The following is a 21,722-nucleotide window of genomic DNA, read 5'->3' as shown; positions in this document are numbered from 1 at the left end:
ACCAATGGGGCTTTAATGGGCAGTTGATCCCCACCTAACTTCTTTGCTTTCGCTGAATTTTGAGGTGGGGTCTTACTGCCCATCATTAAAGCGGGATAAAACAAAACTAATAAAAAAAGCACCAAAAAGGTGCTTTTATCTACGCTTCAACCGATTGATTTTCAGCAACATTTTTAAATTGTCGTTTGTGCATCAAAGTTAAGGAAGCGATTGTTCCAAGTGATAATACAACGATAAAGATCATGAGCATTCCTATGTTTTGCCACATGAAGTCAAAGTCTCCACTCGATACGACTGCTTTCAATCCTGATACAGAGTATGTCATCGGTAACCAAGCATTGAATGGTTGTAAAAACTTCGGAATCAACTCTAACGGGAATGTTCCAGCACTTGTTGTAAGCTGCATAATTAATGTGATGATGGCGATAAAACGGCCCGCATCACCGAATGCTGTTACTAAACATTGAATTAATGCAATAAACGCTAAACTTGTAACGATGCTAAAGAGTATGAAGTACGGAATACTTTGTACTTCTACACCTAATCCGAACAGTAATATAACATCTGCTACTATCGCTTGAATAATACCGACGGATAGTAAAACACCGAACTTACTAATAAACCAGCTAAACCCTGATTTTGGAACACCGACTGTATCGCGTAATGGGTATACGATAGATAGTAGTAATGCCCCAACGAATAAACCAAGTGATAAGAAATATGGTGTAAATCCAGTTCCATAGTTTGGAACTTCCGCTATTTTTTCCGTCTTCACTTTTACAGGACTTGCAAACATATCATACGTTTTATCCGTCCCTTTTACTTCACCAGTTTTTTCTGCTCCTTCGCCAAGTTTCTCAGCAAGTTCACCTGAACCATCGTTTACTTTTACGAGACCATCCGTTACTTTTCCTGATCCGTCTGCTAGTTTATTAACGCCATCGATTAGCTGGGTTGAGCCAGTTGATAATGTGCCTAAGCCTGTTGTTACTTGACCGGAGCCGTCTGCTAATTGATTTACTCCACCTGCCATTTGATTTGCTCCTACAGATAATGTTCCTAAACCACCTGTTACTTGGCTTGAACCATCTGCTAATTTGGATACCCCTGCTGATAATGTTCCTAAACCGCCTGTTACTTGACCGGAGCCATCTGCTAATTTGGACACCCCTACAGATAATGTTCCTAAACCGCCTGTTACTTGGCTTGAGCCATCTGCTAATTGATTTACTCCACCTGCCATTTGGTTTGCTCCTGCAGACAATGTTCCTAAACCGTCTGTTACTTGACTTGAGCCATCTGCTAATTGATGTACACCACCTGCCATTTGATTTGCTCCTACAGATAATGCACCTAAACCGCCTGTTACTTGACCAGAGCCATCTGCTAATTGATTTATCGCATCAATTAATTGATCGGATTCATTTTTAAATTTATTTGCGCCTTCTTTTGCTACATTTAAATTCTTACCAAACCCTTGGAAATTTTCAACAAATCCTTTTTGTGCACTGGCTAATTTCTCAATACCCTCTGTTAAAGAGTCCAATTTCGCTGTATTCGGTAGTTTGTTTTGTGCATCACTTGTTTTTTGATTTATTTCGCCTTTTAATTGTTTTACTTCTTCATTTAATTTATTTGTTCCACCTGCTACTCCGGTAGATTTTTGTTGAACTGTAGCTGTACTTTTTGCAGCACTTGTTATAAATGGTTGTAACTGCTCTTGATATTCTTTCGGTAAACTCTCGATTTGCTTTTGTAAATTCGCTACATCTTGCGCTGCATTTTTTGCATCTCCTGCTGTTGATTGCGTAAGTTCATTTAACTGATTTACATTCGCCCCAGCTCCATCTATTTTCTCATTTACTGTATTCAATATAGAAGGGCCTTTCGACTGTATTTCCTCTAAACCTGCAGCAGAATTTTTCACTTTACTATTTAAATCTTGCAAACCCTTTTCAATTTTTTGAGAAGCTACCTCTAATTGGTTTTGTCCCCCAACCAGTTGTTCCATACCATTTGATAAATCAGTTGTTCCTGTTTTTAATTCACCGGATTTACTTACTAATTTGTTCAAACCACCGGTCACTTTCTCAGATCCATTACGCAATTCGCCAATACCTTTTTGCATTTCACCCGTTTTGTTATTTAACGTATTTAAACCGTCTGTTACTTTTCCTGACCCATCTACTAATTTTCCGATACCTGTTTGCAGCTCACTTGTTTTACTATTTAACGTATTTAAACCGTTCGTTACTTTTCCTGATCCATCTACTAATTTCCCGATACCTGTATTGCTATTTAGTGCATGTAAACCATCTGTTACTTTTCCTGATCCATCTACTAATTTTCCGATACCTGCATTGCTATTTAATACATGTAAACCATCTGTTACTTTTCCTGATCCATCTACTAATTTTCCGATACCTATTTGCATCTCACCTGTTTTACTATTTAACGTATTTAAACCTGCTGTCACTTTCCCAGATCCATCAAATAGTTTCCCAACGCCATCCTTCATCTCCCCAGATTTCCCTTGCAGTGTATGAAGGCCATCCGTCACTTTACTTGAACCATCATGCAGCTCACTTGATCCGTCGTGTAGTTTATTTGCTCCTTCCGCCCCATCTGCTAATCCTTTTGAGACGTCTTGAATGGAATCAAACATTTTCTCTGCATATGTTTTCGTTAACGTGCTTGCTACTTCACCTTTAATTTTTTCAATGGCTGTTCCGCCAATTTGTGAAGATAAGAAGTTCAAACTTTCGTTTGGAATATATTCTAAGTTTAATGGCTTCGGATCGTCTTTTAGTAACGTTGTAGCGTTACTTGAGAAGTCATCTGGAATGCGCACTAACATGTAATACTTTCTACCTTCCATTCCTTTCTTCGCTTCTTTTTCACTTACGAACTCCCATTTAAAACTTTTATTATCTTTTAAATTATCAACGAGCCCTTTTCCGACCTCAATTGGTTTCCCATCAAATACTGCGCCTTTATCTAAATTGACTACTGCAACTGGTAAGTCATCTAACTGTTTATACGGATCCCAAAAAGCCCACAAAAACATCCCTGCATATAAAATTGGTACGAATAAGACCGCAATAATTGGAATTAATATTTTTTTACTTTTTATAATTTCCGTGAACTCTTTCCGAAGTAACTGATTCCCTTTCATAATTTCTCCCCCTTTTATAAAATGACCAAAATGTTCATATAGTCATTTTCACCCAAACAAAAAGGCTATACTTGTTCATACATATGCCTTATCCCTGAATTTATTACTATGCAACTTTTTCTTATTATGATTATAATTTTTCTATATCCCCCCTTAACTTAAATATATGACCGTATTGTTCATTTGGTCATTTTTTATAAAATTAAAAGGATTATCTTAGTTTGACAATCCTTTTAGTAAATAAAGTTCAAATAACTCTGCAATTTTTTCTTTTTCTAGCGGTTCGTGATTTTTTTCCCAATCAAAAATAAGCGATACATATAGACGAAGCATAATAAATGCTGTAATTTCTGGATCACATTTGCTAATTTCACCTTTTTCAATCGCAATTTTTAAATACGATTGAATAACAGAAACGATTTCCACATCAACTTGTTGCATCACTTCTTGTACTTCTTTCGTTCCCATATCGCGCTCTTCTTGAATTAATTTAATCATGAGCTGATGTTCTTTTCTAAATTCCAAGATGCTATATAATGCTCTATGTACATTTTCAAAAAATGAAACATCTGAACGAATTGCACTTTCTGCAACTTGCTTCATTTCTGTAATTAAATTAGAAATAATTTCACCAAATAACTCTTCTTTATTTTTGAAAAAAGTATAAATCGTTCCTTTCCCTACATTCGCTAACTTCGCTACTTGATCCATCGTTGTTGCTTTATAACCGAACGCTGAAAAAGACTTTGTTGCAGCCTCAATAATAGAACGTTTTCGATCTATTGCCACATCATCACCTCCAAAAATGACCAATTGGATAATATAGTCAATCAGTACATCTTTGATATTACCACACGCTTACATTCTATACAAGTTCTCTTTTTATTATTTCCAGTATAAAAAAATTCCAGTCAGTGTATATCATACTTTCCATAGTTTATCAGAAGAAAAGAGAAAAGGAAAAGATGTTCTAGAGATATACATCTTAAGAACACCTTTTTGCTATTTCAACATAGAAAGCATAATTTTCTCTAATTCTTCTTTATTTACATTCTTATCGAATACTGCTTCTCCTGGGTTCTCTAAACTATGATTAATAATAACGATTTGGTATGCACTATTTTTCCCTTTTGCTGGAACAATCATCTTCATACCTTGTAAATTACTATCCGAGTGATGAGTAGCGTAGAATATTTGATTACCTTCTAATTCGTACTGTTCAATATTTTCTTCTACAACAAATAAAGCATGGAACGGATCTTTACTTTCTCCAAATACTTGTGATTGATAAGTTGTATAGTTTCCTTTTCCGTTTGTATACTCTAATTCTATAATTAACTCGGGTCTTCTCTTAATAAAACAACTTACCTTTTCATCCTTTAGATCGTAGCCTTCAATTGTGTAAGTTGGCTTCTTAATTTGAAAATCTACATGTTCCTGCGCTTCCTTTACCGTGTAATTTAAAGATTCTTCCACTTTGTCATTAAACGGTTTTGATTGATCATAAAGTGCATATAATTTTTCACGATCAGCTTCTGTTAAACGTTCTTCCCTAAAAAATATTGACTCGTAGTCAGAATCTCTCGGAGCACCTTTTTTCTGTATATTAATAATTTCTTTATACAATTTTATGTACTGTTGGAACTCATCTGTTGTTAAAGCCTTTTCAGCTAAATATAAATAATCTGTCTTATTTTCATACACTCTTGCTGAATACCTATATTCTTTTTTTGCATTTTCTTCTGTACCAAACAGCATATCTACAGCATTTTGGAAAGCATCCTTTGACTGCTCTACTTTATCCTTTTGTTTTTCTTTCCCTTCCGTTGCACGTGCGTTGAATAAAGAAAGAGATGCTATAGCAACTATGACAATAACTCCAAGTAAAGAAAGACGATACGATTTCTTTTGGAATTTTTTAATCATAATGATTCTCCTTTTTAGTGTTCGTTTATTTCTACTTAAATTTGCTAGGCTTGGTACTTGATAGGAATAGTGTTCTAAAAGGGTAATAATTGTATGACCGTATGCAATTTGTTCCTCTTTATCTATAAAAGTAAGTGCATATGCATCACAGGCTAATTCTTGATCTTCTCGCATACAAAAATAGGCGTACCAAAGAATTGGATTGAACCAATTTAATAGGATTAAACTGTACATAATCCAATTTACAGCTACATCGTTTCTCTTAATATGAGCTAACTCATGGTAAAAGACATATTGTAATTGTTGTTCATTTAATACTTTCATATGTTTTTTTGATAGTAATACTTTCGGGCGAAAGAAACTAAAAACCGTTGGACTTGCAATCTTTCCTGCAAGACGTAATGAAACTGCCTTCTTCATTTTCATAGACTGCTTACAGCGATTAAACACTGTAGTGACCTGTTCGTCCGTAATATCCGGTTGTTTCTTTATGTAAGAATATAAACGTCTATTTGTAAGAAACGTGATGGCTGCTAATATGATTACCCCAGCTAGCCACACATACAAAGCAAGTTTGTATAAAGAAAATGTAGTCTGTTTTTCCGAACTGACTTTTACTTCCGGTTCGCTAGTTTTTGTCACCATTTTAGAATTTGATTCCAATTCCACTTTTCGGTCGCTTTCTATGTTCACTATATTCTCAGTAGCCGGCATATTTTTTGGAATAACTTCCGATACGCTAGAACTATAAGAAAGTAATGAGTAAATGCTATAAGAGCTATCTGGCGACCACGGTAAAAGGAGTCTTATCATTAATACGATCCACAGCATATATTGCCACCGGGGGGTTAATTTATTTCTAAATAGAACTTTTATACATAAAATAAATCCGACTAATATGCTAGCCATAAGTGACGTTTCTATAAGCCAATCAAAAAAATGAGGAAGGTATACATTTATAAGCGTGTTTATCATTTTTATCGATCCTTCCTCTTATTCTCCTCTGTCTTCTCATCTAAAATGCGTTTTAATTCATTAATATCTTCTGAAGATAATTTCTCCTCTTTTAAGAAATTAACAAGTAATGGCTTAAACGCTGCACCGCAAAAACGTTTTAGTAAAGATTTCGTTTCCACTTGCAAATAATTATCTTGTGATACTAACGGGTAATAAGCGTACATACGCCCTTTATCTTGATGGTAAGAAACGGCTTCCTTTTGCACTAATCGATTAATTAATGTGCGGATTGTTTTCGGTTTCCAGTCCATTGCATCTTCCAGTTCTTCTATAATTTCATTCGCTGTTTGCGGAGAACTCGACCAAAGTACTTTCATAATTTCTAATTCCGCTTCAGATATTTTAGGTAATTGATTTGTCATCGTCTGTTTCACTCCTAAGTATTACATTTGTAATCTATAATTAAGATTACAAATGTAATACTTAATTGTCAACCATATTTTAGAAAAATTAATTTCAGCTAAACCTTACTTCACAACAACAAAATTCCTCTTTTTCAAATAATCAAATAAAAAAACAAGAAAATCTTTACAATTAATAGTAATATAGAAAATAGACAAGTTTATCAAAACAGTGGAGGCTTTTTCAGTCATGATGCGTGCACTTCGTTTAAATATAAAGCAAGCTTTTTGTAGTCGTATTTCTTTAATTATGATGCTTAGTGGATTCGTTCTTATTTGCATTTATCACTATTATTATGTAATTCGTTATTTAGGAAACGCAGCAAATGGTCCTATATCAACAGATTTAAAATGGATTGGATTTCGCGACAATGAAATGGATGTTTATTTATTATTAATGCCAGTTATTGCGAGTTTCCCCTTTAGTACAAGTTACAATTCGGATAAGTCCGATGGTTTTAAACCGTTTGTGAGTAAGGGGATTTCTATATTTCCTTATTCAGTAGCGAAATATATCGTTACTTTTTTTTGCGGAGGATTTCTTTATACACTTCCATTCATCTTATCGTTATTATTTTGCAAATTAACCATTCCAGACGGAACACCTACGGTTGGTTCAGGCATCATAAATGCTGATGGAATGTTCGCAAACCTATATTTTGATGCGCCTCTCACTTACATTGCTGTATATATCGGAATTAATTTTTTATTTGCAGGTTTAATGGCCCTTTTAGGACTTGCTGCATCTGTATGGTCACAAAAAGACTATATGGCAATTCTCTTTCCATTTGCAGCCGCCTCCATTCCTTACGTCCTGCTAAATACAATACTTCCTTCAATAGGCGGAGCACCTTTTCATTTATATGATCCGAAACAACCATTGCAAGGCATGTCACCATATATTTTAATGACGCAATGTGCTTTCTTCCTTTTCGTTAGCTTACTTATGTATATACAAGGAGTAAAGCGGGATAGAAAAAAATATAAAAGAAGACTGCAAAAAAGAGAGCGGTGTAGAAAAGCTTTTCAAGTATAATAAAACCCTAATTTCCTTACTATATTGGAAATTAGGGTTTATTTACTATTCACTTATGGCGTACCTGCCAACCCCCATAAAATAACGACCGCTACAAAATAAATCGCTTTAATACCTACAACTAAACATAATGAAACAATTGCATATTTACTTAATTCTCTTCTTGCACCTATTAAAGTGAAAATAACCGCCAAACTAAATGTTATATAAGAAGCTGCTGTATGTATTAAGTTATACGTAATATCTAGATTGCTTGTAAGTCCTGTTATATCAGCTACAAACTGAAGCATGATGATCGTACTAAAAAAAATTGCAAACTGATTCATTACCTTTCCATTTATTTGTAACTGCATTGTTGTCCCCCTTATTAAAAACTAAATATTCAATCAATTTTATCATTAGATTACAAAAAAAGGAATCATCTCTTTATACTATTCTATAACGATGCAAAAAAAGAACGCTTAGTCACCTAAGCGTTCCCCACTTTAAGAAGCCTTCTTCAAATCAATTTGAGCAAGTACTGGGTCGTGGTCACTTACACGTCCGTGTTCTTTCATAATGTTTGAGTTTAAGTGTACTGGGTCTACAATTGTGTGTGGTGCGATATTGTTTGTTACTAAAATATGATCTAACACTTGTGCATTTCCTTCATGAATGTACGTGTAGCGGTTCTCTTTCGGCACTGTGTTTAACATATCTTTTAAGATTGTTCCCTCTAGTGTTTTTAGTGGTTTAGAGAATTCGAAATCGTTCATATCACCTAACACAACAACTGGTGCATTCGTATTCTTTTTCTGAATTCCTTGCACGAAATGATTTACTTCTTGCGCTAACTGAATTCGTTTGTCTTCACTCTTTAATACGAGCGGCTGCACTTTTCCAAATGGCGTTGCATCTCCTAGTTTTGAGTTTAAGTGATTTGCAACGACAACAATGTTTTGTCCTTGGAACATAAATTCTGCCGCTAGCGGTTTACGTGTACTTTCAAACAATGGATTTTCGTCTCCAATACGAACAACATTTTTATCAAGTAACTTCGGTACCGGCGCTAATTTCACACGTGATGGATTATAGAAAAAGCCGACGCGAATATTCGCTCCTGGTGCTCCTCCGTCTTGATTATTGTTTGGAGCGATTTCGACATACTCATACTTCGGTCCACGAATTTCTAGAACTGCATCAATGATACGTTTTGCGCTTAATGACGCATCTGTTGTACCGTCATTAATTGATCCGTTATTATCTTGCATTTCCTCTACACCGATAATATCTGGCATTTTTAAGTTGTATTTAATAGAATACGCTAACGCTTTTACCTTTTCATCTGTTGTTTCTTTTTTATTCGCTGAGAAGTTTTCAATGTTATATGTAGCAACCGTTAACTTATCAAGACGTGGCTGAATATTTGCCCCTACTTGCTTAAATCCACCATCCACTACAGCTGGCAGTTCTGTTATTGGCGAAATACGGAAAGAACCGTAATCATATCCTACTACCCCTGTTATATCTCCAGTGAAAGTATCTCCTACTTTTGCTACATAATCGCGAGGTACTTTTACAGAAAGGCGCTCTGGGTTTAATTGATTTTCATCTAATAGAGGTGTGCCATATTGTGTTACTATTTTATCTCCACCATTTTTTACTGTTACATATAAATTTCCGTTTTTCTGAGGTGTAATAATTTTTGGTGTTGGCATCGTAACACGCATACCTTCTATACTTTCATAGAAGTCGATTGCATCTTCATTTGGATCAAATAAACCAAATGCATCATTATCAATAATCTGGTCCGGGATTTTCACACCGTTTTCCCCAAGTACAATCGGTGCTGGCAAAGATTGATCTTTTGCGATTACAGCAACGCGGCTCGCTTTAATTTCAGTCGTCGTTAAGTCTGTTTCAAATCGTTCTGCATATCCTGGTCCAACATATTCTTCTACTACTCCATCAACTTGAATAAGATCTCCTACTGCTACATTCGCATCTTTTTTATATACGTACATACCTTCTGAAGTAGCTGGATCATTATCTGGCTGATTATCTTCTATATAAAAGCCGTTTTTATCAAGCGCTGTGACAACGCCTTCCACATTGTTTACTTTCTTCCCGTTGTAAGGAGACATATGTGATTTCCCTTGAATGTCATGAATACGAACCTGTTCATTATTTACGATAATAAATGAAAATGTCGAAATTGCTGAAGAAGTAAGTCCTTCTTTTTCTGCGATTGCTTTCACTACACTATTTTCATTCACTACAATTTGTCCATTATAACGAACGCTTTTATTAGTAGGATTAGAGCCATCTAACGTATAGTAGATTGTTGCGCCTTCTGTATTCGTCGTTAATGTTACCGCTGTTCCTTTAGCAACTTCTCCGCCGTTCGGTGAAGCTACTACATCGCTAACACGGTTCTGGCCTTCACCTTGAAACTTATAAGCTGTCACTGATTTTAGACCTGGGTTACTAAAATATAATTCAAGAGTCCCAGTCAAATTAACTTTCTTCCCGATATTTTCAGGGTGATCTTTTACATTCACTGCCGTTCTCACATCACCTTTTGGCAACTGAACGGGCATGATTTTGTCTGGATTCGTTTCGTTTGGCGAATCTGCAATTGCTACGTTTGTATCATCAAACTTAGCGGGATCTTTCGTGTATTTAGAAGAACTTTGCGTATATCCGACAATATATCCTTCCACAATCCCCTTCGTTTTCCCTTGCTGCTTAAATACTTGAATTGCTTTTTCTACTGACATAGAAGCAGTTTCTTCTGCTTGCGCTAAAGTTCCAGTAAATGAAAGCAATAGCAAGAATGATAAAAAGACACTTAACAATTTCTTCACAGCCATTTTCCTCTCTCTATTTCATATTTTCTCAGCATTTCTATCATAACAAATGATTCGTTATATAGAATGATATTTCGACAAATTTTACAAAAGATTTATTTAATTTACACGCTTTCAAACTATAATACAAAATAATAATTTTACACCTTCTACAAATGCACTCTATAATGTTAGAGAGAGAAAACAGAAAATATCGACATTTAATTGGCATGTAAAATGAATTCATTTGAATAGGAGTGATTGGATGGAAGTGCAAACAGAAACATACCGCGCAGCTATGAATGGAACATTAGAACGTCATTTTTCAGATATGATTGCCGTTATACCAACTAGAATTACAATTGAGCAGTTAAAACAGCGACTAGAAACTATCGCTACTAAAGTTGATGATTTAAAAATTGTTTATAGTGATGAGACAAGCCTTATTGTTGAATTACATATGGGTGAAACAGTCATACCGTATGAACTGCATATTGATGAGGCGAGCGATCCAGAAGGATATAAAATGTACAATAGACAAGATGCTACAATCGTAGATCGTAATTTTGAAGATGCAGCTTTCGGCACTGAAATTTTCAATCGTACGCTATTTGTAGGCGATGTACTGGACTGCTTTTTCCAGCAGTTACAGTTCTTATGGAATCTCGCCCCAGATTTGTTATTTGTAATCGATTCAAGTGCAGCAATGAAAGTGATATCTAGAAGCTATATTGAATATCACGTTGAAAATGAATTATTACCTGACATTCCTGACTTATACGTTATTCATTCCGTTTATGAAGACGATAAAGACGGTGAGCCTACGCAATATTGGTTTCATACACATGGTCTTTTAAGAGCAGGCGTAACTGAAATAGAGTTAATTATTCCAAATCGCATTTCTTCCTACTACGGCATTAGCGATCTCTTTCAAACATTTGCTAATAATGCCGTTGAGAATGGACAAGTCCCTATGAATGAGCCTATCGTTATCGCACATAGTCAGCAAGGTTCTATACATACAGTCGCTGTTCCGTGGGAAAAAGGATTATCTTATATAGGGCATAAAACGAGTATGGACCAATTATCTTCAATCGAGGATGAAGAAGTGAAACTACAACCAATAGATGCACAAAATACATTCTTAGGCGGAATGGATGCCCGAGATGAATACCATCAATCTCCATCCGTTCTCTTATTCAAATTTAATACTTCAGGAGAATATATTGAAAGTTTTTTCAAAGAACACGAGGAAGCTACAGGGCTCATGTTCTATAAAACAAATAGTGAAACCGATCGTATGGCTTACAATGCGAAAAATACTTTCGGGTATTTCAGCAACATTTTTCACATTGAACAATCAAATGAAGATTTTCGTTTCCTTGCTAAGTTTGGTGTCTCCTACGAAGAAGGAAAAAGTGAACATATGTGGTTTGAAATGCAAAACGTTACGGAAGATTTCATTCAAGGAATACTTATTAATGAACCATATTTTATAAAAGATATGAGTGAAGGAAATAGTTATCATTTAGATTTTGATAACTTAACAGAGTGGGTTATTTATGCAGGAGATGCTGTTATAAAGCCAAATAACTTATATATGTTTATTGGCGAATAAGTATTTTATATAACAAACGAAACGCCTTCAATATGATTGAAGGCGTTTCGTTTATTGTGCGATTAATTCAGCATCTATTACTTTCTCCAAATGAGATAATACACGCTTTGCAGCTTCCTCACCTTGATTAATACAGTCTGGAAGTCCAGCGCCAGCATAGGAGCTACCTGCCAAGTATATACCTGGCAACTCTTTCTCCATAAATGTTGTGAGCTGTTTCATTCGCTCGTTATGGCCTACTGTATATTGAGGCATCGCTTCTTTCCAGCGACTTACGATTGTAAACTCTGGATCCTCTGTAATGTCCATCGTCTTTCGTAAATCTTCTAGTACGAGCTGAACGAGTTCTTCTTCAGTTTGTTCTACAACCGCTTCATCACCAGCACGCCCAACGTAACAGCGAAGGAGTGTTTTTCCTTCTGGCGTTGTATGCGGCCATTTTTTATGCGTCCACGTACATGCTGTAATCGTGTAATCGCTATTTCGTGATACGACAAATCCTGTACCATTAATATCACGCTGGATTGCGGATTTTTGGAAAGCAAGTGCGACATTGGCAACGGATGTGGATGGAATATTACGGAAGAAACGAAACTGCTTGTACTGAGCAAACATGGACGGCAATACTTTATGCGAAGTTGCCACTACGATGGCGTCCGCTTCTATTTCTTTTCCGTTACTAAGAGTAATCGTATAACCATCACCCTGTTTTGCAACTTTTTCAATGCGAGTTCCCTTTATTATCGTACCTTCATGCATCTTTACTTCGAGAGATTCTACGATAGATTCTAAACCTGTTTTCACTGTTTGGAAGATTCCCTTTTTCGGTTCAGCTTTCTCTTTTTTCGGAGCGAGCGTACGCATACCGAGCGAAATACTACGATGTTTCTGCTCAATCTGATACATTTGCGGGAATGTTGACATTAAGCTCATTTCATCAATATCCCCTGCATAAATACCCGATAGTAACGGTTCTATTAAGTTTTCAACCACTTCGTTTCCAAGACGATGTCTGAAAAATTGTCCGAGTGATTGGTCAGATACTGGCTTTGATCTCGGCATTAATAGATCAAAACCAGCTCTTAATTTACCAATTGGGGAGAATAACCCGGAAAATAGAAACGGAGTAATTTGCGTTGGAATTCCCATCATTGATCCGCTCGGCATTTTATGTAACCGATTTTTTACGAGGATAAATGATTGACCAGTCGTATTTTCTACAATTTCATCGCCAAGACCTAATTCTCTCGCTAATCTAGCTGCACTTTCTTTTCTTGCTAAGAAAGAATCCGGTCCGCGCTCAATTGTAAAACCATCTTTTCGAACGGTTTGAATTTTTCCACCAAGTTTACCCGATGCTTCTATAAGTAATGTATCAATCGGCAAGTTTTTTTCATGAATATTTTTTTGTAAGTTATACATTGCTGTTAATCCAGTGATGCCTCCGCCGACGATCACAACTTTTTTCCTCAAGCAGGCTCCCCCTTTCTTCTTACAGTACAGATTCTTTTTTCTTTAATACAACATCTGTTAAACAATCAATAAATGCGTCCGATGCATTTGGCATTTCTGGACGATAATATTTCGCACCAATTTCATCCGTTACAACTTTACACTCAAAGTCGTTATCATATAAAACTTCTAAATGTTCCGCAACAAATCCAACTGGTGCATATATGAATGAAGTATAACCGTGCTTTTCATTTAGTTCTCTCGTTAAATCTTGTACATCTGGACCAATCCAAGGATCTGGTGTGTTCCCTGCACTTTGCCAGCCTACTGCATAGTTTGCTACTTCCGCTCCGCGCGCGATATAATCCGCTGTTTCATTTAATTGATCTGGATATGGATCGCCCATTGCAATAATTTTCTCTGGTAAACTATGTGCAGATACGATTAATACTGCTTTTTCACGCTCTGCATCTGACATACCGTTATATATACCTTTCACTGCATCAACCCAGTACTGGATGAATTTCGGCTCTTTATACCAGCTATCAATGCCGTGAATTGTTAAGTTTCCAAGTTTCTCAGCTTCTTCTTGTGCTCGTCCAACGTATGATTTCACGCTAAACGTAGAATAGTGAGGTGCAAGAACAAGTGCGATTGCATCTTGTATTCCGTCGTTATGCATATCTTTGACCGCATCTTCAATAAACGGTTCAATATGTTTTAAGCCAAGATACATATGGTACTCTACTTCATCTTGTACTTCATTTAAACGCTTCTCTAACTTCTTAGCTTGCTCTAATGTAATAGTAGCTAAAGGAGAAATACCACCAATTGCACGGTAACGCTCTGTTAAATCTTCTAGCATTTCAGGACTTGGCTTTCTTCCTCTGCGAATATGTGTATAGTAACGTTCAATATCTTCTTCTTTATATGGCGTTCCGTATGCCATTACAAGCAAACCAATTTTCTTTTTCATACAGCAATTCTCCTTTACTTCGCTAACTGCCCTTTAGAGTATTCATGAATAAATGTAGTTAAACGTTTTAATGTATCCGGATTTACTTCTGGGAATACACCGTGACCTAAGTTAAAGATATAACCCGGCTGTTTCATCCCTTGATCTAAAATACCTTTTACATGTTCTTCAATAACAGACCATGGCGCAAGTAAGAATGAAGGGTCCATATTACCTTGTACCGCCTTATGAACGCCACGTGCACGTGCTTCTTCAATCGGTAAGCGCCAGTCTAAGCCGACTACATCAAGCGGTAAGTCGTGCCACTCATTCACTAAGTGTGCAGCTCCTACGCCGTGCATAATCATCGGTACACCCATCTTACGAACTTCTGCAAAAATACGCTCCATTGCTGGTTTAATAAATACGCGATAATCTGCTACATTTACTGTTCCAACCCAAGAATCGAAAATTTGAACTGCTTTTGCTCCTGCGTTTATTTGCGCTTTTAAATATGTAATAACCATATCTGCTAGTTTATCCATTAAAGCGAACCAAGCTTTTGGCTCTGCATACATGAACGCTTTCGTATTATGGTAGTTACGAGATGGACCGCCTTCAATCATATAGCTCGCTAATGTAAATGGAGCTCCTGAAAAACCGATTAACGGTACGTCTAACATTTCTGTCGTTAATAAACGAATTGTATCTAGTATGTACGGTACGTCATCTTCTGGATTGATTTCCCCTAGTTTTTCTACGTCTTGTAAAGAACGGATTGGATTATCAATAACTGGGCCAATACCTGATTTAATTTCTACATCCACACCAATTGCAGGTAGTGGTGACATAATATCTTTATAAAGAATTGCTGCGTCTACGTTATACTGATTAACCGGCAATTTTGTAACGTAAGCACATAACTCTGGATTATGTGTAATTTCAAATAAAGAATACTTTTCTTTAATCTTTCTATATTCCGGCTGTGAACGACCTGCTTGACGCATATACCATGCTGGTACATAATCGGTACGTTCCCCCCTACATGCTTTTAAAAATGTCTCATTTATAGTTCTTACCAAGACCCTTGCTCCCTTCCTTACCAATGCTTCGAATACGTTCGATATTTATCTTTTTTTACTATACAGCTTGTAAAAACAAAATGCATAATATTATGTACGTTGTTCATTAAATTGACACAAACATTCTTAAAAACGCTTACTATTTTCACAACATTCTTATTATAACACAGAGAAAAACTATGGTTTAGCTACTTTTGACTTTTCTCCTTCACGATTCGTTTGTGTATTATATGGTACAACGTAAAAGCTCGGTTTTGAAAATATGTTAACGAACTTTTCCTCATATTCCCCAGCACCATTTACAGTGCTAACATGTGTATGAATTCCGTTCTCCACTCTATAGATTCGGTACATAATTCTGTTATCTGGAAGTGGCGTCCAACTTAATTTTGCTTTAAATAAACCGAAAGGGCTAAATGCTAGTTTCATTTTTACATCTTCAATTTTGCGCAGCCGAATCGGAGCGCCGATTGTTTCCACACCTTCAGGCTTCATAAACTTCTCTTTATGTTCTACATTAGCCTTCGTTAAAATTTTCTTAAACAATTTTGTCGCAGATGCACTTTCTCCTTGCAACTGATGCTCCTTATCCGTGCGATCATAACCAATCCAAACAGCGCCTACTAAGTTAGGTGTATAGCCGACGAACCACATATCTCTTGCTCCCTTATCGTCATTTGGCAATGAAGTTGTACCCGTTTTTCCAGCTAACGCACCGTTATATACACCAACTCTCGCTGTTCCTTCCTTCACAACTCCTTCTAACATTTTCGTCATATACCATGCTGTCTGCTTCGAGAAGATTTTCGTCTCTACTTTTGGAGATTCCCCAATGACTGCACCGTGTCTGTTTAATACTTTATCAATAACGTGCGGCTCAATAATATTTCCATTTGCTAAAAATGAACGATACATTTTTACAAGATCAAATGTTGAAACGCCATTTTTTAGTCCCCCAAGCGCTGTACTTAAACCAGCATCTGCAATATGGACATTTCCTTTTTCTAAATATTGCTTTCCTTCTTCTACCCCTAACTCATTTAATAAAGAAACTGCCGGTACGTTTGCCGACTCTAAAATCGCATCATACATCGTCATTTCTTTTGAATACTCATGATTATAATTTCGAGGTTCATACCCTTCAAAAGAATTTCTTTCATTTGTTAATAAAGAATACGGATTATACTTTTTCGTTTCTAGTGCTGGTGCATAGACAATAAGTGGTTTAAGCACAGAACCTGGCTGTCTTTTTGCGAAAATACGATTAAAACCTCTCGGGACGTACTTTCTTCCGCCAATCGCCGCTTTAATTCCGCCCGTACGATTATCCATTAATAAAAATGCACCTTGCGCCCCTTCTTCTTTCCCAGGAAAATTCCTTGCATCTTGAAACTGGTTATATGCTACCTTTTGAATCTTTTCATCCATAGGTACGACAAACGTATATCCTCCGCGAAGTACTTCTTGATGAGACAACCCGTATAAACGAGCGGCTTCATCTATGACCATATCAATATACGGCATATATGCAAGCTCATTTTCGTCTAAGTTTTTATATAAAGCAATCGTCTTTCCTTGATAACGAACGCTATCTTCGGCAGTCAAATAGCCTTGTTTATGCATAAGTGACAATACTAGATCGCGGCGTTCCTTACTCTTCTCTGCAGAATAGTACGGTGAATATCCGTTTGGTGACTTCGGAAGGCCTGCAAGCATTGCCCCTTCCTCTACTGTTAAATCCTCAACATTTTTATTAAAATACAACTTTGCTGCCGCTTGAATACCGTAAGCCCCATGACCAAAATAAATATGATTCATATACATTTCAAGAATTTGTTGCTTCGTATATTTTTGCTCTAATTGAAGAGAAATTGCGACTTCCTTCAATTTGCGCGTAAATGTTTTTTCACGAGTTAAAAAGACGTTTTTAGCGAGTTGCTGCGTAATGGTACTACCGCCCTCTACCTTCTCTCTAGCTAACGTATCTTTATAAAGAGCACGGAATATAGAGGGATAATCAATCCCTTGATGCTCATAAAAACGAGAATCTTCCACCGCAACAAACGCCTGCTGCACATACTTCGGAATTTGCTCGATCGGTACGAGGTCTCTATTTTCTACGTATAATTTCGTAATTTCTTTCCCTTTCTGGTCAACGATACGTGATGAAGAGTGGAAAACGAGCTGCTTTTCATCCATCATATAGCCACCAGCTAACACGATAAGTTTATAGAGTACAATCGCTACTACGAACGTTGCGACGCCGCCTAATAAAGTCCACTTTACTTTCTTCATACATCGTCCTTCTTTCCAAATGATGGTACATTTATTATTTGAAAAAGAAGTATCTTTATGTATATAATCTTCGAAGTTTTTTAAGAGAGTTGATATAATAGAAACAAACTAGTAAGGGGGCATTAAAATGAAGGCTATTATTTCATACGAAACACCTCTAGAACAAGCACATTTCACTGCAAAAAATGATGAGAAAAATATGTTTTATAAAGAAAATACAGAAGAATCTGTAGAAGGCTCACTTCAGTATGACGTACTAGATGCTGTCGGTGAATTTAAAGGACAACCTGGCTATATCGTTTGTAACAATATTTCTGTAACAGACGAAGGTCGCCCTGTATTTGAAAACCGCTTTAAAAACCGCGCAGGCCTTATTGAAAACGAACCAGGATTCCAAGCGATCCGTGTTCTACGCCCATTAAGTAACGATACATATGTCATCTTAACGATGTGGGAAACAGAGCAAAACTTTAAAGATTGGACAGAATCACGTTCATTCGAAAACGCTCATAAAAAACGCCCTGCACAAGCAGAAGGACAAGCTCAGGCTCAGGCGCATCCACATGCGGAACATCAGAAAAGTATTTTCTCTCGCCCTTCTTTTGTGACTACTTTTGATGTATTAGTTTAATTTTTTTGAGTTTGGAGTTCGGAAACCGCGGTATGTGAAATTATATCGGCGATTTTTCGAATATATCAGCGCAACTCGAATTATATCAGCGTTTTTCTGAATATATCAGCGCAACTCGAATTATATCAGCGATTCTTCGAATATATCGACTTATCGACAAATCATGACACAAAAAGGAAACACCATTACACACCGGTGTTTCCTTTTTCTTTGTACCAATTATATATACGAAGTGAATCTTTTTTTCTCATATGCTTTACTTCATAACCTCGCCCAGCTATCGCTACAAGAGTTGTACATAATTCATCCTTTCTTTGAAAATACGATTGATTATAACCTACTGCTTGAACATGTCTTCTTCGCATTATTCCTGTATATTTCGAAAAATTACGATATACAACCGTTAGTTGATTTTCTCTTAATTCATAACCGCCACTTTTATATCTAGCATACGCAAGTAACGAAAACACGATAAATAACGGTAATATAACAAACAATGCAATATATTGTTTTAAATATATACTCACGCTAGCAATTAGAACTGTGAGTATGATACTTATTAACCAGCCCATAATAAAATAACGACGCAACGCTGTTTTTGGTAAGTGAGCGATCTCCGCTTCAATTTCATAAGGTAACTCTAAATATGTGAGCAGGTGCTGTACATCTTTTTTCTTCATAAAAGGATGCAGCATCACTTCATTACTTGCTGCTCCAATACTGTGAATTGCTTCCACTTCAACAGCGCAATAACCAAATGGCTGGCGAAGCATACATTCTTTTACAGTAATCGCTTGAATTCGGTGCAATTTTAAGACAAACTCTTTCTTTTCAAATAACCCTTGAACGATACGAATTTCTTCCCCTTTTCGCTCAATTTTAAAGTTTGCATATTTCAACACATATCCAGCCGTGGAAATAATCCATGAAATTGCCATTAAAATTAATGCTATTACAATTAGTTTATAAACACCGTTTCCCATCACATACGCTTCTACTTTACTTGTGAATCCTTCAGGAAGAACAAAATCAAACTTTGTGTAAAGAAGTACCAGTCCAGAAAACACTAGTCCGAACCGAGCAGATGTAATCGCTGCTGCTAAAACCTCTTTCGCTGTTAACTGATAAACCGTCTTGCTTTCTTCCTCTTCTATTTCTTCTTTTACAGTAGTTTCTTTCTTATGTAATAAAGAGATTAAATGTTTTGCCTCGTCTTCTTTAATACCAGCCAACATCACTTCTGGTTCACTACCACCACCCGCTACTTCTATATTTAACTTCATAAGCCCAAGCATCTGATAAATGACGTTAGAAGACGTACTAACATTTTGCACACGTTCTTTATTTAAATAACTTTCCTTCTTTACAAAAACACCGTGCTTTATATGTAAAATATTATTCTCAATCCAGTACACTTTAAAATACCATTTAATTGCTGAAAAAATAGCCATGATGAATAAAACAACCAGAAGAAAAAGATAAAATAAATACCAAGGTTCCACTTGTTCATCAGGTTTAAATAAAACAAGAATGATAAGAGGCAACAAACTCGCAACTCTAATACCTAACAATATCGTAATCGGATGTTGCCTCTTATACATCCTTATCACTCACTTTCGCAAGTTCTCCAATTTGTCTTTTTAGCTGTTCTGCTTCTTCTTTCGTTAAACCTGGAATACTATGAGAAGTTGCGGCTGTTGAAATGTGTAATTCTGCTAAATTATACTTTCTCATGATCGGCCCTTGCTCAATCGTTACGTGTTGCACACGGATCATCGGAATAAGTACGCGTTTTACAACGAACATTCCCTTTTGAATCTCAATCTCTTCTTCATTTAATCTGTAACTATAATAGCGCTGACGTAAATTTGGAAACACAAAATAATCAAGTGGAATAAATGTAATAGCTCCTGTTACTAATAGTCCAAACAACCAGCCCCACCAGTTAAAGTTAATCATAAAAAAGAAATACGCAATTACGACTGTTAGTATAACTGCCGTCCCAATTAAAGCGTGAATTCGCCACACTTTCAGCATATTAGAATGAATCTCCCTTTCTAACGGCTGCATCTCATCACTCCAATTCTATAAATTTATTACTTATATATTATCAAAAAATAAGATTTTATATACATTTTTGTAAATTTATAGTCAAATAAAAATATATGAATTAAAAGCATATTAAAGAAACACACACCTCAGTTTTGAAAATTATATATTATACATATGAATTATATTGAACTAAAATAAACCTTACATGATTCATGCAAGGTTTATCGTTTTATACACAATATATTTCATTATTGTTGAGATATACTAGCATCGCTTTCAATTCGCTTTTCTTTTTGGCTCAGTTTTTTATCTTTAGATTTTTTTAATGTTAAAGTCATACCAATAAAAATAAAAAGAATTCCTGTTATTTGCATTAAAGTTGGACGGAATCCAGTAAGTACAGTATCTAATAATATTGCCACTGCCGGATCCAAAAAAACTAATATTGAGATTGTTTTTGTAGATAAATAGCGTAAACTATCAAAAAACAGATAATATACTATCCCTGTGTGAATAAAACCAGTAGCTATAATATATGTCCAATTACTTTGAGTGAGGCCACTAAAAGCATCTAAATCTATAAATGGTATTAAAAGAAATATCCCCAAGAATGTTTGTAAAAATGTCATTGCATACGCACTCATTTTGTTAATCCCTTTACCAAATAAAGTTGTAAATGCATAAAAGAGAGCTGCAAGAAATCCCCATATCATACCTGAAGACATTAATGAACCGACAGAGAAACTTCCATCGATACCAGCAATTAATAAAGCTCCTGCAAAACACACAACTATTGAAATGATAGATATTAATGTTAATTTTTCTTTAAAGACGATACTTCCAATTAACAGTACAATTACTGGTGCAAGATGATAAACCGAGATAGCAATTGTAACTGACATATTTTCAAAGGCTTTAAATAAGAAAACCCAATTAAATACTAAGAAAAAGCCACATATTAAAACTTGAATAACTTCTTTTCGTTCCCATTTATCTTGTTTATATTGCCCTGTAAGCAACCAGCATACACTTAAAAATATTGTCGCAAAAATACACCTTACAAACACTAATTCAAACGAAGGTAAGTTTGTTTGAACTGAAAAGAATCCAACTGATCCAAAGATAACCATTGATGCTATCATCTTTAAAGCCGGTACCGTTTTCTCTTGCTTAAAACTTTTTTGAAGCAAATTAATCCCCCTCCAATAAAAACTCGGTTTATAGTGAGAAAAACACCAGCCTAAAAAAGGACAG

General features: G+C 35.9%; 16 protein-coding genes. 3 read left to right on the top strand and 13 right to left on the bottom strand.

Going from position 1 to position 21,722, the window contains the following annotated elements:
- Nucleotides 1-139 precede the first annotated feature (139 nt).
- From MHB52_RS06220 to MHB52_RS06205, 4 genes are all read right to left on the bottom strand, one after another.
- Complete coding sequence (locus MHB52_RS06220; RefSeq protein ID WP_061664472.1) at nucleotides 140-3,175, bottom strand: YhgE/Pip family protein; 3,036 nt, start codon at nucleotides 3,173-3,175, stop codon at nucleotides 140-142.
- 216 nt (nucleotides 3,176-3,391) lie between these two features.
- Nucleotides 3,392-3,964, bottom strand: coding sequence for a TetR/AcrR family transcriptional regulator (locus MHB52_RS06215; protein ID WP_000963381.1), 573 nt, complete (start codon nucleotides 3,962-3,964; stop codon nucleotides 3,392-3,394).
- A 213-nt stretch (nucleotides 3,965-4,177) separates the two neighbouring features.
- Nucleotides 4,178-6,076: a M56 family metallopeptidase gene (locus tag MHB52_RS06210; RefSeq protein ID WP_061664473.1), complete on the bottom strand. Its 1,899-nt coding sequence runs from the start codon at nucleotides 6,074-6,076 to the stop codon at nucleotides 4,178-4,180.
- Nucleotides 6,077-6,078: 2 nt separating this feature from the next.
- Nucleotides 6,079-6,480, bottom strand: coding sequence for a BlaI/MecI/CopY family transcriptional regulator (locus MHB52_RS06205; protein ID WP_000184509.1), 402 nt, complete (start codon nucleotides 6,478-6,480; stop codon nucleotides 6,079-6,081).
- A 229-nt stretch (nucleotides 6,481-6,709) separates the two neighbouring features.
- Between MHB52_RS06205 and MHB52_RS06200 the strand changes: the two genes are divergently transcribed.
- Nucleotides 6,710-7,555 carry a hypothetical protein gene (locus tag MHB52_RS06200; RefSeq protein ID WP_000984174.1) on the top strand — a complete coding sequence of 282 codons (846 nt, stop codon included), beginning with the start codon at nucleotides 6,710-6,712 and terminating at the stop codon, nucleotides 7,553-7,555.
- A gap of 53 nt (nucleotides 7,556-7,608) precedes the next feature.
- Here the strand turns inward: MHB52_RS06200 and MHB52_RS06195 are convergent, their stop codons facing one another.
- Together MHB52_RS06195 and MHB52_RS06190 are read right to left on the bottom strand one after the other, a co-directional pair.
- Nucleotides 7,609-7,908 (bottom strand): hypothetical protein, encoded by a 300-nt coding sequence (locus MHB52_RS06195; RefSeq protein ID WP_001176844.1) that lies wholly within the window; start codon nucleotides 7,906-7,908, stop codon nucleotides 7,609-7,611.
- Nucleotides 7,909-8,040: 132 nt separating this feature from the next.
- Nucleotides 8,041-10,407: a DUF6359 domain-containing protein gene (locus MHB52_RS06190; protein WP_033693815.1), complete on the bottom strand. Its 2,367-nt coding sequence runs from the start codon at nucleotides 10,405-10,407 to the stop codon at nucleotides 8,041-8,043.
- Between the two features lie 241 nt (nucleotides 10,408-10,648).
- Between MHB52_RS06190 and MHB52_RS06185 the strand changes: the two genes are divergently transcribed.
- Nucleotides 10,649-12,001, top strand: a complete 1,353-nt coding sequence (locus MHB52_RS06185) for a DUF4026 domain-containing protein (protein ID WP_016117387.1) — start codon at nucleotides 10,649-10,651, stop codon at nucleotides 11,999-12,001.
- A 51-nt stretch (nucleotides 12,002-12,052) separates the two neighbouring features.
- On the opposite strand, the gene hemY is transcribed toward MHB52_RS06185, so the two are convergent.
- The 4 genes from hemY to MHB52_RS06165 all read right to left on the bottom strand — a co-directional run bounded on the left by hemY (nucleotide 12,053) and on the right by MHB52_RS06165 (nucleotide 17,785).
- On the bottom strand, nucleotides 12,053-13,474 hold the full coding sequence (gene hemY / locus MHB52_RS06180; protein ID WP_001228096.1) for a protoporphyrinogen oxidase: 1,422 nt from the start codon (nucleotides 13,472-13,474) through the stop codon (nucleotides 12,053-12,055).
- A 19-nt stretch (nucleotides 13,475-13,493) separates the two neighbouring features.
- Nucleotides 13,494-14,429: a ferrochelatase gene (gene hemH, locus MHB52_RS06175; RefSeq protein WP_000726774.1), complete on the bottom strand. Its 936-nt coding sequence runs from the start codon at nucleotides 14,427-14,429 to the stop codon at nucleotides 13,494-13,496.
- Between the two features lie 14 nt (nucleotides 14,430-14,443).
- Complete coding sequence (gene hemE / locus MHB52_RS06170) at nucleotides 14,444-15,490, bottom strand: uroporphyrinogen decarboxylase (protein WP_061664904.1); 1,047 nt, start codon at nucleotides 15,488-15,490, stop codon at nucleotides 14,444-14,446.
- A gap of 177 nt (nucleotides 15,491-15,667) precedes the next feature.
- On the bottom strand, nucleotides 15,668-17,785 hold the full coding sequence (locus tag MHB52_RS06165; RefSeq protein ID WP_016117385.1) for a transglycosylase domain-containing protein: 2,118 nt from the start codon (nucleotides 17,783-17,785) through the stop codon (nucleotides 15,668-15,670).
- 127 nt (nucleotides 17,786-17,912) lie between these two features.
- Here MHB52_RS06165 and hmoB point away from each other — a divergent pair, with 127 nt between their 5' ends.
- The gene (hmoB, locus tag MHB52_RS06160; protein ID WP_016117384.1) at nucleotides 17,913-18,416 is read left to right on the top strand and encodes a heme-degrading monooxygenase HmoB; all 504 of its coding nucleotides are present in this window, start codon (nucleotides 17,913-17,915) and stop codon (nucleotides 18,414-18,416) included.
- 185 nt (nucleotides 18,417-18,601) lie between these two features.
- On the opposite strand, the gene MHB52_RS06155 is transcribed toward hmoB, so the two are convergent.
- From MHB52_RS06155 to MHB52_RS06145, 3 genes are all read right to left on the bottom strand, one after another.
- Nucleotides 18,602-20,017 (bottom strand): PH domain-containing protein, encoded by a 1,416-nt coding sequence (locus MHB52_RS06155; protein WP_016117383.1) that lies wholly within the window; start codon nucleotides 20,015-20,017, stop codon nucleotides 18,602-18,604.
- Nucleotides 20,010-20,486 carry a PH domain-containing protein gene (locus MHB52_RS06150; protein ID WP_001182725.1) on the bottom strand — a complete coding sequence of 159 codons (477 nt, stop codon included), beginning with the start codon at nucleotides 20,484-20,486 and terminating at the stop codon, nucleotides 20,010-20,012. The genes MHB52_RS06155 and MHB52_RS06150 overlap by 8 nt, the downstream gene beginning before the upstream one ends.
- 230 nt (nucleotides 20,487-20,716) lie before the next feature.
- Complete coding sequence (locus MHB52_RS06145; RefSeq protein WP_000939630.1) at nucleotides 20,717-21,658, bottom strand: DMT family transporter; 942 nt, start codon at nucleotides 21,656-21,658, stop codon at nucleotides 20,717-20,719.
- Nucleotides 21,659-21,722 lie beyond the last annotated feature (64 nt).

This window comes from Bacillus sp. FSL K6-0073, from assembly GCF_038006085.1.
Lineage (GTDB): Bacteria > Bacillota > Bacilli > Bacillales > Bacillaceae_G > Bacillus_A > Bacillus_A cereus.
This window is presented reverse-complemented; position numbering and strand designations above follow the sequence as displayed.

Coding starts and splice junctions, on each gene's coding strand:
- MHB52_RS06220 (WP_061664472.1), bottom strand. CDS start 3,175: ATGAAAGGGAATCAGTTACTTCGGAAAGAGTTCACGGAAATTATAAAA.
- MHB52_RS06210 (WP_061664473.1), bottom strand. CDS start 6,076: ATGATAAACACGCTTATAAATGTATACCTTCCTCATTTTTTTGATTGG.
- MHB52_RS06205 (WP_000184509.1), bottom strand. CDS start 6,480: ATGACAAATCAATTACCTAAAATATCTGAAGCGGAATTAGAAATTATG.
- MHB52_RS06200 (WP_000984174.1), top strand. CDS start 6,710: ATGATGCGTGCACTTCGTTTAAATATAAAGCAAGCTTTTTGTAGTCGT.
- MHB52_RS06195 (WP_001176844.1), bottom strand. CDS start 7,908: ATGCAGTTACAAATAAATGGAAAGGTAATGAATCAGTTTGCAATTTTT.
- MHB52_RS06190 (WP_033693815.1), bottom strand. CDS start 10,407: ATGGCTGTGAAGAAATTGTTAAGTGTCTTTTTATCATTCTTGCTATTG.
- MHB52_RS06185 (WP_016117387.1), top strand. CDS start 10,649: ATGGAAGTGCAAACAGAAACATACCGCGCAGCTATGAATGGAACATTA.
- hemH (WP_000726774.1), bottom strand. CDS start 14,429: ATGAAAAAGAAAATTGGTTTGCTTGTAATGGCATACGGAACGCCATAT.
- MHB52_RS06165 (WP_016117385.1), bottom strand. CDS start 17,785: ATGAAGAAAGTAAAGTGGACTTTATTAGGCGGCGTCGCAACGTTCGTA.
- hmoB (WP_016117384.1), top strand. CDS start 17,913: ATGAAGGCTATTATTTCATACGAAACACCTCTAGAACAAGCACATTTC.
- MHB52_RS06155 (WP_016117383.1), bottom strand. CDS start 20,017: ATGTATAAGAGGCAACATCCGATTACGATATTGTTAGGTATTAGAGTT.
- MHB52_RS06150 (WP_001182725.1), bottom strand. CDS start 20,486: ATGCAGCCGTTAGAAAGGGAGATTCATTCTAATATGCTGAAAGTGTGG.